The organism is Alkalicella caledoniensis (assembly GCF_014467015.1).
Lineage (GTDB): Bacteria > Bacillota > Proteinivoracia > Proteinivoracales > Proteinivoracaceae > Alkalicella > Alkalicella caledoniensis.
The window spans coordinates 2,338,082-2,353,763 of the sequence record NZ_CP058559.1 but is presented as its reverse complement, the minus strand read 5'-3'; the positions used below and the strand labels follow the sequence as shown (position 1 = coordinate 2,353,763).

12 protein-coding genes are annotated in these 15,682 nt (G+C 35.8%); 3 read left to right on the top strand and 9 right to left on the bottom strand.

The genetic code is table 11. From position 1 onward, the window contains the following. Window positions 1–216: 216 nt before the first annotated feature. The 3 genes from HYG86_RS18200 to HYG86_RS11595 form a co-directional block, all read right to left on the bottom strand. Complete coding sequence (locus tag HYG86_RS18200; protein ID WP_246451761.1) at window positions 217–603, bottom strand: C-GCAxxG-C-C family protein; 387 nt, start codon at window positions 601–603, stop codon at window positions 217–219. 33 nt (window positions 604–636) lie between these two features. After that, window positions 637–861 carry a hypothetical protein gene (locus HYG86_RS18195; RefSeq protein WP_246451760.1) on the bottom strand — a complete coding sequence of 75 codons (225 nt, stop codon included), beginning with the start codon at window positions 859–861 and terminating at the stop codon, window positions 637–639. A gap of 239 nt (window positions 862–1,100) precedes the next feature. Next, a protein-coding gene (locus HYG86_RS11595) for an IS3 family transposase (RefSeq protein WP_213165724.1) occupies window positions 1,101–2,659 on the bottom strand; the annotation gives its coding sequence in 2 pieces (ribosomal slippage) (window positions 1,101–2,191 and window positions 2,191–2,659; 1,560 coding nt in all). A gap of 430 nt (window positions 2,660–3,089) precedes the next feature. On the opposite strand from HYG86_RS11595, the gene HYG86_RS11590 reads away from it, so the two are divergent. Both HYG86_RS11590 and HYG86_RS11585 read left to right on the top strand, forming a co-directional pair. Next, window positions 3,090–3,545, top strand: coding sequence for a hypothetical protein (locus tag HYG86_RS11590; RefSeq protein WP_213165723.1), 456 nt, complete (start codon window positions 3,090–3,092; stop codon window positions 3,543–3,545). A 12-nt stretch (window positions 3,546–3,557) separates the two neighbouring features. After that, window positions 3,558–4,337, top strand: a complete 780-nt coding sequence (locus tag HYG86_RS11585) for a hemerythrin domain-containing protein (protein WP_213165722.1) — start codon at window positions 3,558–3,560, stop codon at window positions 4,335–4,337. A gap of 343 nt (window positions 4,338–4,680) precedes the next feature. Here the strand turns inward: HYG86_RS11585 and HYG86_RS11580 are convergent, their stop codons facing one another. Next, window positions 4,681–5,637, bottom strand: a complete 957-nt coding sequence (locus tag HYG86_RS11580) for a calcium/sodium antiporter (protein WP_213165721.1) — start codon at window positions 5,635–5,637, stop codon at window positions 4,681–4,683. Between the two features lie 439 nt (window positions 5,638–6,076). On the opposite strand from HYG86_RS11580, the gene HYG86_RS11575 reads away from it, so the two are divergent. Then, on the top strand, window positions 6,077–7,825 hold the full coding sequence (locus HYG86_RS11575) for an ABC-F family ATP-binding cassette domain-containing protein (protein WP_213165720.1): 1,749 nt from the start codon (window positions 6,077–6,079) through the stop codon (window positions 7,823–7,825). An 80-nt stretch (window positions 7,826–7,905) separates the two neighbouring features. On the opposite strand, the gene ppsA is transcribed toward HYG86_RS11575, so the two are convergent. The 5 genes from ppsA to HYG86_RS11550 all read right to left on the bottom strand — a co-directional run bounded on the left by ppsA (window position 7,906) and on the right by HYG86_RS11550 (window position 15,639). Further along, window positions 7,906–10,521 carry a phosphoenolpyruvate synthase gene (gene ppsA / locus HYG86_RS11570; protein ID WP_213165719.1) on the bottom strand — a complete coding sequence of 872 codons (2,616 nt, stop codon included), beginning with the start codon at window positions 10,519–10,521 and terminating at the stop codon, window positions 7,906–7,908. Window positions 10,522–10,945: 424 nt separating this feature from the next. Beyond that, the gene (locus HYG86_RS11565) at window positions 10,946–11,314 is read right to left on the bottom strand and encodes a hypothetical protein (protein WP_213165718.1); all 369 of its coding nucleotides are present in this window, start codon (window positions 11,312–11,314) and stop codon (window positions 10,946–10,948) included. Between the two features lie 187 nt (window positions 11,315–11,501). Beyond that, complete coding sequence (locus HYG86_RS11560) at window positions 11,502–12,023, bottom strand: YcxB family protein (RefSeq protein WP_213165717.1); 522 nt, start codon at window positions 12,021–12,023, stop codon at window positions 11,502–11,504. Window positions 12,024–12,206: 183 nt separating this feature from the next. Beyond that, window positions 12,207–13,919: an ABC transporter ATP-binding protein gene (locus HYG86_RS11555; protein ID WP_213165716.1), complete on the bottom strand. Its 1,713-nt coding sequence runs from the start codon at window positions 13,917–13,919 to the stop codon at window positions 12,207–12,209. Then, a complete protein-coding gene (locus tag HYG86_RS11550) occupies window positions 13,909–15,639 on the bottom strand; it encodes an ABC transporter ATP-binding protein (protein WP_246451964.1) in 1,731 nt (576 codons plus the stop codon). The genes HYG86_RS11555 and HYG86_RS11550 overlap by 11 nt, the downstream gene beginning before the upstream one ends. Window positions 15,640–15,682: the final 43 nt, after the last annotated feature.

Genomic DNA, 15,682 nt, shown 5'->3' with positions numbered 1-15,682 from the left:
TAGTACTTCTATAGGCTACCTATAGAAGTACTTATTTTCAAGGGTAAGAACGAGTAAATTTGCACTCATATAAATCACTAACTAAAAAATCATTCTAATTTTCCTGAAGTAAGGATAAGAAAATGCATTTGGTGATACCTATTTGGGAGGGTTAATTATCAAATGAGATATCAACCAAATGCTCTCCATCCTTCTTAACCTAGTAAGTAATGATAACTATCCAATCTCGGCATTTAATAATTCTATTGTCTTTTTAGCTACATCCGCTGTAAGACCTGCACAACGTTCCTTCCTTTCATCTGAACCGTGCTCAACTCCAGCTACGTCCATAAACTTGAGAACTGATTCTGAGCATAAAACAGACTCAGCTACTGTCGTTGGATTCTGTGTACCTGGTTGATAAATAGGGAATTCTGCTACTTTATACCACCTTGAAAGCTCTGAAACTATCTTCTTTGCTGTTTCCTGATCACAAACTGCACCTACAAAGGCAAAAGCTGCTCCTAAGGCACCACAAAGAGTCCCTTGACCATATCCTCCCCCTGCATTTTGAAAAGCTTCTATAGGTACTTGATTGTAAGGATATCCTACTTCCTTTGCCATTAAGCCGAACAGACCGTCGGCTACGCCGATGCCTCAGCCACCCTTTTCTTTGTATCCTTTATAAGCAATTTTCTCTGCCTCGGCGGAGTCAACCTTTTGGTAAGGATATGGCCATTGCGCTTTTTCAACATCCGCTGATGCTTCTGATGAGCATCCTGCTAGTACAGACCCAATAGTTCCCACTACTGCTACACTTGCAACTGTAGCCCCTACCCCTTTAAGAAACTTTTTCCTTGAAATTTGATTTTCTTCTCGCATTTAGATACCTCCTTAAAATTTACTTGTGAATATAATAACATATATAGCGGTGTTTGTCAATAAAGTTGTCGCATTTTAATAAAAATAATTATGAGTTCTGGACCCGATTTGTCATTGACATGGAGCCTCTGCCCGGTCCTTAAAGGCATGCCCATAAATAATAAGTCCTGCCTTTTCAACAGGCTACCATGTGGGCCTCTCCAAGTAAATGATACGCTTCGCCAAATCTAGTCTTGTGATTACACTTGCTCTTCCTGACTAATAAGTTCCACGGCTTCTTCATCCTTAATAGGATTTAGTGCCACAAACTCTGGCAACTCCCAATTTCTGATATGTCTAGCCCACCTTTCAGGATGCTTTCGTTGAGCTAGTTTATAAGCTTCGATACGTTTAGCCATTATTGCCTTATCGAGACCGTAATGTCTCTGATAGGGTGTTATAAACTTAATACCACTATGCAAATGCTCGTTGTTGTACCAACTTACAAATTTTCTTACCCATTTCCTTGCTTCATCTATTGATTGAAACCCTATAGTAGGGTACTTCGGAACATACTTCATCGTTTTAAATAGTGATTCAGAGTACGGATTATCATTACTTACCCTAGGTCTAGAAAATGAGCTTTGGATACCAAGCTTTTCTAGGGTTGCTTGAAATGTAGCAGCTTTCATTGGGCTACCGTTATCAGAATGAAGGACCAGGGGTCTTCCAGCTATGCCTTGTGACAAGGTTGCTTTTCTTACTAGTTGCTCTGCATATTCTGCTTTTTCTGACTCCCAAACTTCGTACGCCACTATCATTCTACTAAACATATCCAAGATTAAATATAGCTTAAAGTAAGCACCTTTTACAGAAGCATTCAACCAGGTTATGTCCCATGTCCATACCTTATTTGGAGCTGTCGCAATATGTGTAGGAGCTTCCTTTTTTATAGGCTCTTTAGTTTTAGATCTATGTGCATTCATTTTTTCTTCTCTCAATATTCGGTAAATTGTCGATTCGGAAGCAAGATATTTACCCTCGTTAGCTAACTTCGGTACAATCTGAGAGGGAGGTAGGTCAGCGTACTCGGGGCTATTTACCGTATCTAGTATTATGGAGCGTTCTTCATCGCTTAACTTGTTTTTGGGAACAGGCCTTTGCGCCAACGGACGTTGATCCTTTTTCACTTCATTTCCCTTAGACCAACGCTGATAGGTTCTATCGCTTATATTAAGCTCTGCACAGGCTGGTCTTAATCTAGCACCACTATCTACGGCCTCTTTGATCAGCTTTACTGCTTCAACACGATCTGAGTCACTGATCAGTCTTCCTCGGGGTCCCCCCAAATCGCGTTTGCCTTTTTTCTAAGTACCAATAAGGCAGCCGTTTCAGCTAATGCCTTTTCTTTCATCCGAAGCTCTTTTTCTAGCTCTTTAGCTTTTATTTTCTCTTCTTTAAGCTCACTCTTTATCTTCTTAGTATCTTCTACAGGTTCATTATTTGCATTAAGACATTGCTCTTTCCAAGCTTTAACTTCCTCTACATAAAGACCTTTTCTCCTACAATACTCTGCTAGTTGCAGTTCCGATAGAGTGGCTGTCTCTAAAACAACATGAAACTTATCCTTAGATGTCCACTTATCCTTTGGTTTTTGCTTTCTTAAACTACCATTGCTCCTTTTTACCCATGTATAGATAGTTGAGCTTGGTATCCCTAACTCTTCTGATAAATCATTCACTGTCTCTGATGAAGGGGGCTCAAGCCTCTTTAAAACTGTATCTATAAAATCTTGACTATACTTGCTAGTTCTAGGCATTATTCTCTCTCCTTAGGTTCATTGTCGTATTTTTTCTATTATACATCAATTTCTATACGACAACTATCCTAACACATAGGGTATAGTCATCACCTTGTGAAAGTTTTATCTAATGCAGTATAACATAAACTTATGACATACCTACTCCGACTCCAATGGTACACACTCAACTTTTAAAGACAGCAGTCTTATTAAAAAGCTATTTGAAACTCAATTTGCCGGGTGGCGGAGTTTTCCGTGGGCAACGGCGTGTTCTGTCTCTTTTAATGGAAAACCCACAAATTTTTAAAAAAAGAACTCAGCATCCCACTAGAAATGAGCAAGTAATAATTGGCACTGAATATGATTTAAATCACTGAAGCCTTTCCTTAGTTCCCTTATAGTATAAGTATAGAAACTCAACTAAAGGAATTTAAGGAGGAATATAAAAATGTCAGGATGTTGTCCAGGATCACAAATGCAAGAGTTTAATAAAAAGGTAGTTAAAGAAGAAGGTAAAAGAGAATCCCAGTTAAGACAATGGCCAGTTCAGTTACACTTAGTGTCACCTGAGGCCCCTTACTATAAAGAAGCAGATATTCTAATAAGTGCTGACTGTGTAGCTTATACAGTTGCAGATTTCCATAAGGATCACCTTAAAGATCACAGTCTTGCTATTGCTTGTCCAAAGCTAGATAGTAATCAAGAGATCTATGTTGAAAAAATCAAAAACTTTATGGAAGTTTCCGATGCAAATACAATCACTGTAATAATCATGCAAGTACCATGCTGTATGGGTCTAGTGCAAATCGCAAAACAAGCACTTGAAAAGTCCAGTCGCAAGGTACCTGTAAAAACTATTGTAGTTTCTCTTCAAGGTGAAATCCTTAGAGAAGAATGGTTATAAGAGGTGTAAACTATGGAAAAATGGCTTAACACAGGAATACAGGAAGTCATAAAACAATACCCCAAGGTTGGAGATATTTTAAATAACTTTAATATAGGCTGCACCACATGTAACCCGGGAACATGTATCCTAGGGGATGTTGTGGGAATTCACAATCTACAACCAGAAGATGAAGCTGAAATGATGTATCAGATAGAAAAAGAAATATATTCCCATAGAGAAGTTGTTAAAGCAAAAGTAGAAGTTAATTCACCCCAAGTCACTGAAATAGTCTATTCTCCTCCTGTAAAGGAATTAGTAGATGAGCATGTACTGATTAAAAGATGGCTCGCCCTAGTTCCGAAGGTAGTCGAAATACTACAGGATGGCAAAAGAGATATCTGGGCTGAAGTTAAACAAGGAGCACTTTTTTGTAGACACTATGCTGACGAACTCCACCATGGCAAGGAAGAAAATATATTGTTTGGACTGGTGGAGCAAGAGTCGGAGATTATCAAGATCATGTTAGATGACCATGTTTTTGGAAGAGAGAATGTCGCGCTTATCCTAGAGGCCGCTGAGGAAAAGGATGCACAAAAAGCTATTAAACATCTAAATGCATTTAAAGACATGCTAACAGAGCACATTAAAAAAGAAGATGAAATCTTATTCCCTTGGATAGATAGAAAACTTTCCAGTAAGCAAGTAGGTCAGCTGTTCACTCAATTTAGTAAAGTTAATCAAGAGTTGGCGGATACTTCCCTAAAATATAAAGAAGTACTTGTACATTTAGAAAAGGCAATTTTATCTTAGAATCAAAAAACTATACACCACAGAATTGTGGTGTATAGTTTTTTCCGATCTAAGTACTGTCATTTTTCCTGCATTTTTCAACCCAGTTCCTTTTATTCTATAACCCAAAACTCCCATGTCTAAACTAAAGGAGGCTATACTAAGTATGATAACAATCACTCTCTAATATAATAGGTATTTAACGCTTTAACAGTTTTAAAATAAAGCCTATGGGTACTTACATAACCTATAGGCTCATTTATTATATATATTAAAACATAGTATTACCTCTAACCCTTCTTTCTCAGGAAGAAATCTCTTCACCTGTCTCATGGAGTAGGCAATTTAAGTTAATACCCCTTAACTAATTTCTTATAATAATATAAATAGTATAGATTACGTATGCTATCGTAAGGGATAACCCTTCAACTTTCGATATTCTTCTATTGCTAGATGCTAATAGGAGTAGAACTAAGGTTACTAATATCATTACAATGGCATCCAAAAACATTTCATTGGCTACCAGCACAGGAGATATGGTAGAAGAAGTGCCTAATACAAATAAGGTATTAAATATATTGCTTCCTACGATATTTCCTAATGCAATCTCACTCTCTTTTCTCAAAGCAGCAGTAATAGAAGTGATCAATTCAGGCAAAGATGTTCCTATAGCAACTATGGTTAATCCTACTAAGGTTTCACTTAACCCTAGTGTCAAGGCAATTCTAATACCATTTTTGACTACTATATCTCCTCCAAGAACTACTCCTACAAGACCTAAAAATGTGAATATCACACTTTTACTAGCATTCTTCTTGTCCAACATATGATCTTCTGATTTTGTTTTCTCTCGACTATTAAGAGCAATCTCTATAATGTAGTATACAAAAACGCAGAGAAACCCTAGGAGAATAAGTCCGTCAGACCTAGTTAGAAGGTTTTGATCTAAATTTTGAAGTTTCCTATCTGCCATCATTACCAACAAAACAGTTGCTGACAATAATGCAAGGGGAATCTCCTTTAATATTGTCAGTTTTTCTACTTTAAGGGGATAAATCATAGCTGCTATTCCAACAATTAATGAAACATTAAAGATATTGCTCCCAATTACGTTTCCTAGCGTAATACTTCCACTCCCATTCAAAGCCGCAGATATGCTTACTGCTGCTTCTGGTGCACTTGTCCCAAATGCTACTACAGTAAGTCCAATAAGGATAGGAGGTATTCTTAGTAGTCTAGCTATATTAGATGCACCTACCACAAAATAATCTGCTCCCTTAATAAGTAACCCGAATCCAATAACTAATAATAAATATTCCATAACCTACCTCACTTTCTTTGATAAAACTATTAATTCGTTATTTTGTAAAATTAAAAAAACCTTTAGCACAATTTTATCCTGTAGATAAAACTATGCTAAAGGTCTTACTGCTTTGAAAGTCCAAAGGATAAAGCCAGACAGCTTATTTAGCCATCGGTTGTTGACTTTATCTCCCTATTATAGGTAGTTACTCCCCTTTAACGGTAATATTTAATTTTAACCTTAATATATCATAACTACTGATACATTGTACAGTATCTAACCAAAAAAGCCGTAGATATACATAGGAAACCCAAAGAAAGTAATCCGATTAACTGAGATTCCTTACTAAGCCTTGCAACTAAAATAATAATTAATTTACATGGGAATATTACATATAGAAGAGCTTAATCTTATAAGCTCTTTTTTAATTATTTTAGTGATATAGAGAGGTAATAATATGATAACAATTGAAGATTTGTCTTACTCATTTCCCCAGAAGGATCTATATAATAAAATTTCATTTACACTGGAAGATGGTCAACATTGCGCTTTCATAGGATCAAGTGGCAGTGGAAAAAGTACATTAGTAGATATAATCATGGATCCAGAAAGATATCTGTTCGATGGAATATTAAAGATTGACCCAAATTGTAGAATTGGATATGTAAGTCAGTTTCCTCAAATAGACAAAACAAAAGAAAATACAGTTTTCCAATACATAGGTGAAGAATTCATTGAGCTACAAAATGAGATAGAGTCTCTTTGTGCTCAAATGGAGTCATCTGAGGATATGGATGCTTTACTGGAACAGTACCAACAAGCTCTGGACACCTTTGATGCAATTGGTGGAAGTGATTTTGAAAGTAATATTGATAAGCAGCTATATCTAGCAAACCTCACCAAGCTGAAAAACCTCATGGTAACTGAGCTTAGTGGTGGGGAATTTAAACTTATTCAGGTCATTAAGGAGATGCTTAATAGTCCAGATTTAATCATTATGGATGAACCCGACGTGTTCTTAGATTTCGAAAACCTAAATGCTCTTAAAAGCCTAATTAATTCACACAAGGGCACATTGTTAGTTATTACACACAACAGATATCTGTTGAACCATTGTTTTAATAAAATTATACACCTTGAAAACATGGAACTCCAAGAGTTTGATGGCAGCTACATTGATTACAACCTATCATTGCTTCAAAGTAAAATTGATACCCAAGAGCAAGCTATAGCTGATGATGAAGAAATTCTGAGAAATGAGCTCTTAATCGATAAACTAAGAGATATAGCAACCGATAATGCTGATGCTGCTAAAGGGAGAACATTAAAAGCTAGGGTGAAATTTCAAGAAAGATTAGAAGCCCGTAGAATCAAAGGGCCATTTGTAGATATTAAACAGCCAAAGATCCGTTTAATTGCTGAGCATGAAATTAGCGAAGAAGCTACTGCTTTAAGTGTTACTGATTACAGTGTTTCCTTTAATGAGATACTTCTAGAAGATGCTAACTTCGAGATTAAATCCACGGATAAAGTGGCACTTATTGGTTCAAACGGCACAGGAAAAACTACTTTGCTCCGAGAAATCTTTAATAATAATCATCCTTCTATTGAAGTAAATAAAGACGTTAATATGGCTTATTTCTCTCAAAATCAAGATGAGATACTAAATGAGTCCCGTACCATACTTGAAGAGTTCTATGAATTAGGATTCAAAACCTATCAAGAGATTAGTTCTTATATTTCAGATTATGGCTTTGACGAAGAAATCCTAAGTCAAAAGATAGGATCTTTATCTGGTGGAGAAAAAAACTTACTTCAATTAGCCAAAATTTCTGCTAGTAATGCAAACATGTTGCTTCTTGATGAACCCACAAGTCATTTAGACACCTATTCACAAATAGCACTTGAGAAAGCCATAAAAAACTATAACGGTGCTGTTTTAATGATTTCTCATGATTTCTATTTTATAGTAAACTGTATGGATTTTGTTTTAATCATTGAAGATAAGACCATTAGAAAAATGAACATGAAGAAGTTTAGAAAGATGATTTATGCTAAGCATTTTGATAAAGACTATTTAGAAATAGAGCAAAAGAAAAAATCTGTGGAAACGCAAATAGAATCTGCTTTAAAAGACTCAAATTTTGAGCTTGCAAAAGTTTTGTTTGAAGAGCTAGAAAGAATAATCAACACCATCTCTCATTAAAAAACTAGGGCGTATGAACACATTCAGTGGCCATACGCTCTTGTTATTTCTTTAAAACTTAGTAGACCACATCTTCCCCTTTACAAGATTTCGATATACCCTTCTGTCCCATGTATTCGAATCTGTTCTCCATCTTTTATTAGTTTCGTAGCATTCTCTACTCCAACAACAGCTGGCAAACCATATTCTCGGGCTATAACTGCTCCATGGGTCATCAGTCCACCAACTTCGGTGACTAGGCCTTTTATGGAAACAAATAGTGGTGTCCAACTGGGGTCTGTAAAGGCGGTGACTAATATATCTCCTTCTTCTAGATTAGCATCGTCCATGCTTAATATGACCCGTGCTCGCCCTTCTATAACTCCCGAAGAAACAGCCAAGCCCACAATAGCTTTGGCGGGAAGATTGTCTCGTTTATACTCCCCTACAATTATTTCTCCATCAGACGTGATAACACGTGGGGGAGTAAGCTTTTCATATAATTTGTACTCATCTTTTCGTTTAGTGATGATCTGATAATCTAGTTTGTTTGTGCGCACTACTTCATGTAGCTCTTTAAAGGTGAGGTAATAGATATCTTCTTTTTGATTAATAACGTTATTTTGTACTAGTTGCTCCGCTTCTTTAAGTAAAGCTTGTTTATAAATGAAGTAACGATTAACCATTCCGTATTTTGGGTATTCCCTAAATCCGCTGAAATTCCGGATTAGATCTATCTTTTCCTTTATTTCTTTTGATTTCTGTTCACCACTGGGTAATTCCTTCAATCGTTCTAATAGCTCTTGTTCTTTTTTCAGAGCCTCCTGTAACCCTTTTTCAAATTTCCTATTTCCAGCGTTAGGTTCAAAGTTTTTGATGTTACTGAGAATCATGGGTATAAGTGTAGTTGGATTTTCGCTCCAACGGGTTTTTGTAATGTCGATTTCCCCAGCACATCTCATTCCGTATTTGTTGAGATAAGACAAGATTGCTTCTCGGGTTTCATGGCCCCCTTCAATCTCCACTAGTCCATCCAAAAAGTTATTATCTTTCACATGTTGTAAATAATCAATTACTTCTGGATAGGGGCGAATTACATCAGCCACATCCAATAACCCTAGACCCATTTCTGAAGTGATATTGTTTGGTACAGATTGTGATAGTGTATCTGCTACGTTTTTTTCACCTAGCCAATCTTCTATTTTTTCATTAACCCATGCTGAAGCATCCATAGCAGCAGTAATCACCTCCATACTTTTGGGGTCAAATAAAATCTTCTTTAACTCTTGGATATCTTCTAGAATAAACTCAAACAAATCTGCTCCTGATTTTACTTGGATACTTTGATTTAGCTCCTCTATAGATGCTTGACTATTTTTAATGGAATTAGATACCACTGTTAAATCGTATTCGTTTTGTGTTCCTATATCCGAAAGTGGCATTCCTTTATTACTTTTACTGGAACTCAATTCTTTTCTATCATTAGGTAAAAATTCTATAAAATCTCCTCGATCTGTTATGGTCATTAGTGCGTCTTTTATGAGAGGATCGGATTGTCCCATGGTATCTAGTAAAATTTCTCTGCTGTCAGGAGCACTCAACATATTTGTAACATCAACAAATAACCTTCCACCGGCTTTGCACATTGGTGCTGGTGTAGTTAATAAGAAAAAAGACAATCCCAATGGTTTCATGGAATCGGTCATCATTTGTTGATGGCCAACAGATACATAAACATGATTTTTTTCATCAGTGGCTTCAGGGATAGGGTACAGAGTAGTAATTGGCCGACTCTGTACAATATAGAATGTATCATCAGCCAAACACCATTCAATATCCTGAGGGCTACCAAAATGTTTTTCAATTTTCTCACCCAATTTCTGAAGCTGCAAAATCTGCTCATCTGTCAACGCTTGTCTATTCTGCCACTCAGCTTCAACCTCCTGCTCTTTTGTGCCTCCACCTTTTACAGCATAAATAGCCAGTTTTTTGATGGGTATATTCTTATCAACAATTTTTCCGTTGAGCACTTTATAATTATCAGCATTAACTAGACCGCTGACCATTGCTTCACCAAGTCCGAAGCTGGCATCAATGGATGTGATCTTCCTATTTGAAGTGACGGGATCTGCAGTAAACAAAATTCCTGCTACCTGAGGGAATATCATTTTCTGGATGACTACACACAACTGTGCTTTGCTGTGGTCGAACCCTTTTTGAATACGATATATTATTGCTCTTTCGGTAAACAGTGATGCCCAGCATTTGCTAATATGTTTGAGGATAGACTCCCTTCCAACAATATTCAAATAGGTATCCTGTTGTCCTGCAAATGAGGCATAAGGCAAATCCTCAGAAGTAGCACTGGACCTTATTGCATAAGCTTCTCTTTCCCCAAATTCCGAGAGAAATCTGATAATCTCATCAGTAATATCTTCCGGTATTGTTGCCCCTTCGATGGCTCTACGTAGTTTATCACTTAGATCAGTGATTTTATACCTGTCCTCCGCTTTTAGAAGGGATATCTGCCCAAGTAATTCTTTAATCAATGGCGTTTCCGCAGTCATTCTTTTAAAGGCTTTAGTTGAAATGCAAAAACCATCTGGCACATGTGCTACTGCAATCCTGCAAAGTTCCCCTAGATTTGCGCCTTTTCCCCCAACATCCTTGATTTTTGTTTTGTCAATTTCCTGTAAACCAATCACATATGAACTCATATGCTTACCTCCCTTTTATGAAATTCATTCTATATATTCCTCAGACCCATATACTAAAGCAACTCTGAGTATTGCTTTAGTATGTTTATATTTTCAGCAAGTATACTTGTTATAGCATTATAGCACTAACAAGTATGAACAAATAGTCTATTTTTAGAGTTTTTTATATGCTATAATTAAGATGGGATAAAAGGTAATGTAGTATAAACTGTACAAAAAATCAGACCACTAGGCATCTATATTTGCCTAGTGGTCTTTTTCTACCCAAAATTTCGTATTAATATTACCCTCGTAGCCTTACTACAATACTACTTCTTTCACCATAGTAACACCTAGCTGGGTTTGCCCTTAATTATAATCATATATATACTTAAGGTTATTTTAGGTTACAGCGGAATGTTCGCACCTTTTTTCTCAGCAATACTTACTTAACAAAATAGGTATGGGCTTCTTTGACCAAAGCGTCTTTAGCGGTATTTACAAATTTAACCACATTACAGAAATACAGTAGGCTTCCGTCTTCAAATGAAAGGGTCCCCTCGCACATGGCCCCGTTGCCATGACTAAGGGCGTTTTCGACATTTAATTTGGTTACGGTAGGTCTCCTTGCTAGCTTTTGAGTTAAATCTTCGAATAAAATTACATCATCCTCACCAACAGTCTTCCAAACAAAATCCTCGCGCACATGGGATTTCACCAAGTTAACGTCTTTTTTCGCAAGAGCAATGGTCAATTCAATAACTCGTTCCATTTTTGGCGCGTTTCCGCAGTGAAACATGACTTCAGTTTTCATAAAAAACCTCCTAATACAATTATTTGTAGTGTACGTCTCATGCCATGGTAAACTAAACATCCCCTTGGCTTCCCCTCACCCAACATGGTCTTCTTTATTTAATGTGCCATCTTAAAAATTCCAATCTAGTGCAGTAGTCCACCAATATATAATATTCCACATCGTCCAAGCATACTAGACAGCCCAATTAGAATTTATTACTATAGCTCAATTCCTCCAAAAGCTCTTTTTTAGTTTCCTCGTCCAGGTATCTTGATGGTATGATATGAGCGGTAATTCCACTTAAATAAATAAGTATCATATCATCATAAATTTTAACCTCTTTTATGTTTTCCTTTGAAGTTATCTCGGAAGAATTTTCACTAACAACTATTATATCCTTCTCATTAATTGTCATAACTTTTTTACCAAATATAGATGAATTGTCACCCTCCTGCAATAGTTTCTTAGTTTGCTGTTTTATAAGTCTTTTATATTGGTTTGGATACATTATTATCCATCCTGCTGAAAATAAAACTGCGATAATAATCCAATAAGTTTCTGGCTGTTTAAGCAAACTTGTCCCTATTACATATATGGGCAGAGAAAATAATAACGGGATTATATATCTTAATAAATTGAATGTCTTTTTCTGTGATGGTGAATTTTCAAGATGGTGCATATTAAATTTAATATAATCCTCTTCTGTTATTTCAAACATTAATTCCATGATTACTCCTCCTCTCAATACCCTTTAAATTTATCATTTTCAACTTTTTAAGTAAAGGCTTTAATTCTACACCTACGTTCAATTTTCTTTTTATCTAAACTGGTTTCATCCTGCTATTGTTACAATGCTTTAACTTTGCTCACAACTATTCCTCCATAATTTTAATCATACATTTCAAAATCATCAACAAACTTGTTGAAAAGTATATAATTCCTTATATATCAGACTTTCAGTCATCAATGTTTCATGAGTTCCTTGAGCAACAACACGCCCTTTATCTAAGACATATATGAAATCTGCATTTTGAATCGTAGACATTCTATGTGCTATAATAATCGTCGTTTTTCCTTGTCTCAATTTATCTATATTTTGTTGAACACGATACTCAGTTTCAGTATCTAGGGCTGACGTTGCCTCATCTAAAATAAGTATTTCTGTGTTTTTCAAAATTGCTCTCGATAATGCCAGACGTTGCTTTTGCCCACCAGACAAGGTAGTACCCCGTTCCCCGACTTCTGTTCCATACTGTTTGGGAAATCCTTGAATAAAATCATGACACAACATTTCTTTACAAATTGTTTCAATCTCCCCTTGTTGGTACACTTTATCAAACACCAGATTTTCCTTTATAGATGATGGAATAAAATGAGGTTGCTGAAAAACAACTGAAATTTTATCCGAATATTGCTCACCATAATTATGAACAGGAACACCATTGATAGAAATGTCTCCTTTTTCTGGTGAATAAGCTCTAAGCAACAGTTGTATAATGGTCGACTTTCCACTTCCGCTTTCACCAACAAGAGCAACTTTTTTTCCAATTGGAAAATCAATTGATAAATTGTTCAGTATTGGTTCTGAATCTGGCGAATATCTAAATGTTACATTTCTAAACTGTATGGAATCAATTTGACTATCAAACTCAAGGGTTCCAAATTCAGTACTTTCTTCACCCATTACGGATTGAATGCAATTAACAGACGCCACTAACCGTTTGCCCATCAGGCCTTGCTGAAATAGGTGCCCAAGTTCTGTTACCAATTGATCAACCAAGGTGAAACTCACAACAAATGCCCCCAATGAAACATTATTGGAAATTGCTCTCATACCGCCAAATAGAATAACAATGATTTTAGTTCCATATAAAAAGGGTTCACTTACAAACAATATTTTTGTTTTATACAGCCCTTCCCTAAGAATTGCCTTAAAATAACAGTGGAATTTATTCTCAAAGTTTTTCATCTGCCAATCCTGACGATTATATGCTACAATTTCTCTTACTGCTGATATGCTTTCTTCAATGGTAACAGAAACATTTGATTTTTCTTCCCTCACACGTTGGGAATATTGTTTGGTTTTTTCTCCGAACTTGTGTAGTAAAAAATAATAGATAACAGATACAGCTATTACAACTAGAAACATTGTGAAACTAATGTACGCTATGGAGTAAGATAAAAATATAATGGTCAGTAAAATCTTCACTGATTCTGACATCAGTTGATTAACAGCTACATCACTGGCATCAGAAATATCATTTCGAATATTGTTTAATAGTTTACCTACATGCTCTTTATTAAAAATCTCCGCTGGTAACTCATAAACTTTCAATAAGAACTCTTTTGTTAAAGACATTTGAAGATGATAACCAATGTGATAAAAGGTAACTCTTCTAACAGTAAACAATAATTTGGGAGCAAAAAAGAAAATCGAATAAAGTAAAATTAGCATAGAAAATTCCTGGTATTGTCTATCAATAAATACTCTATCTATTAAATCTCGTTGAAGCAAAATAGCTATAATCGGTGTTAAACTTTCCAAAAAAAGAGTAGCATATCCTAATAGAAACCATGGTTTCTTATTGATATATTTAAGTATAAATGACATACTAGATCTCATTTTCAACACCTCTCATTGCTAATCTATAAAATACCCCTTGGTTATCTATCAAGCTTTGATAAGTGCCCTGTTCAACAATTTCGCCTGCTTCCAGAACTATGATTGAATCGTATTCCATAATTGTAGAAAGCCTATGGGCAACTGTAATCAAAGTCCTACCTTCGGACAATTCATTTAACGATTGTTTTATAGCCGCTTCAGTAACATTGTCCAGTGCAGATGTCGCTTCATCTAGTAAAATAATCTGAGGTTCCTTTAACAACATTCGTGCAATTGAAATACGTTGTTTTTGACCTCCAGACAATCGGATACCCCGTTCCCCAACCACTGTATCATATCCACATTCGGTTTCCATGATAAACTGATGGGCATTTGCACGTTTTGCAGCCTGCATCACTTCATCATCCGATGCATCTGGCTTTCCAAACTTAATATTGTCCTTTATGGATAAGTGAAACAGATATGTATCTTGAAAAACATAGCCAAAATTTTGTCTTAGATTCTTCAGCTTCAATTGTTTAATATCATGTCCTCCAACTGCAATTTCACCTTCTGTAACATCGTAGAATCTTCCTATCAATTTTAATAGTGTCGATTTTCCACTACCACTTTCCCCTACAATTGCAGTCTTTTTTCCTGACGTAATCTTAAAAGATATATTATTGAGAATTGGCTGATCCCTTTTATAAGAGAATGAGACATTCTTGAACTCAACATCAAAGGAATCAAGTTGAGCATCTAAACTGTTCTTATCTTCTGAAACATCAGGTTCTAAATTCATGAATTCATAGAGCTGCTTTGCATAGTTTAATGCATGATACTGAGCAGGAATAATATAAAAGAACACCGAAAATCCCCGTGAAACAAGCCCCATAAGGAAACCGTATCCAATGAATTCACCAAGTAAAAGTTCACCATTTTTCACCAAGTCCAATCCAAATAAATAAAACAGCACAATAGAAATTGTCAATGTCAATCCGACGGTTGTAAATCGAAAATGTCTCCAAAATGTCGACCACATTCTAGGTATCCTAAATTGATTGAAATCTTCTATTGTCTTTTTTATAAACCATTCTTTGCTCCCCATGGCCTTTAGTTCATTTGTAGCTACAATTGCATCATATAACGACTGCTGAGATACATGTGCCGCTTTTGTTTCCACTCCTAAATAGTGATGGATTTTCTTATTTGCCCTTTGATTGAGAAATACATAAATAATATTTCCAATCATTGCAGCAACAAAAAATATTGGTTCCTCTATGATCAAAATAATCGACGGCACAGCAAATTGAGCTAAACAATAAATAAATTGTGGAAACAGAAACGTATAGGTTTGTTGTGTCTCTCTTACGGCATTCTCAAATAAAGACAGAATTTGCCCTGTGGGCACTTTCTCATAATACGAAAAGCCTAGTTTTTGAAGCTTTAGCATTAAGTCTGTTTGTTGATTCTTAATGATTTTATTAGATATGATCTGCTCTAAAAAATAAAAACTCCCTTTTGCAAGCAAAATCAATAAAACAATCCCACCTAAAATGAAAATTTGATTGATTAGGATGTTCGTACTTTTCATTGGAAGAACATGATCAATCAGATATCCCATACGCCGCGGGATCAGCACTTCCCCGAAAATCATTGCACCTCCGCATAGAACATATACGAATGTCAGCAACATAAATGGTTTAAAATAACTTAAAGTCCATAAATACAACTTCAGCATTTCTTTTTTTTCAAATTGTTTTCCCAAGGCAAGGCACTCTCCC

What these genes read in the sequence shown, in the direction of transcription:
- HYG86_RS18200 (WP_246451761.1), bottom strand. Translation starts at nt 603, where the DNA reads ATGGCAAAGGAAGTAGGATATCCTTACAATCAAGTACCTATAGAAGCT.
- HYG86_RS18195 (WP_246451760.1), bottom strand. Translation starts at nt 861, where the DNA reads ATGCGAGAAGAAAATCAAATTTCAAGGAAAAAGTTTCTTAAAGGGGTA.
- HYG86_RS11590 (WP_213165723.1), top strand. Translation starts at nt 3,090, where the DNA reads ATGTCAGGATGTTGTCCAGGATCACAAATGCAAGAGTTTAATAAAAAG.
- HYG86_RS11585 (WP_213165722.1), top strand. Translation starts at nt 3,558, where the DNA reads ATGGAAAAATGGCTTAACACAGGAATACAGGAAGTCATAAAACAATAC.
- HYG86_RS11580 (WP_213165721.1), bottom strand. Translation starts at nt 5,637, where the DNA reads ATGGAATATTTATTATTAGTTATTGGATTCGGGTTACTTATTAAGGGA.
- HYG86_RS11575 (WP_213165720.1), top strand. Translation starts at nt 6,077, where the DNA reads ATGATAACAATTGAAGATTTGTCTTACTCATTTCCCCAGAAGGATCTA.
- ppsA (WP_213165719.1), bottom strand. Translation starts at nt 10,521, where the DNA reads ATGAGTTCATATGTGATTGGTTTACAGGAAATTGACAAAACAAAAATC.
- HYG86_RS11565 (WP_213165718.1), bottom strand. Translation starts at nt 11,314, where the DNA reads ATGAAAACTGAAGTCATGTTTCACTGCGGAAACGCGCCAAAAATGGAA.
- HYG86_RS11560 (WP_213165717.1), bottom strand. Translation starts at nt 12,023, where the DNA reads ATGGAATTAATGTTTGAAATAACAGAAGAGGATTATATTAAATTTAAT.
- HYG86_RS11555 (WP_213165716.1), bottom strand. Translation starts at nt 13,919, where the DNA reads ATGAGATCTAGTATGTCATTTATACTTAAATATATCAATAAGAAACCA.
- HYG86_RS11550 (WP_246451964.1), bottom strand. Translation starts at nt 15,639, where the DNA reads ATGCTGAAGTTGTATTTATGGACTTTAAGTTATTTTAAACCATTTATG.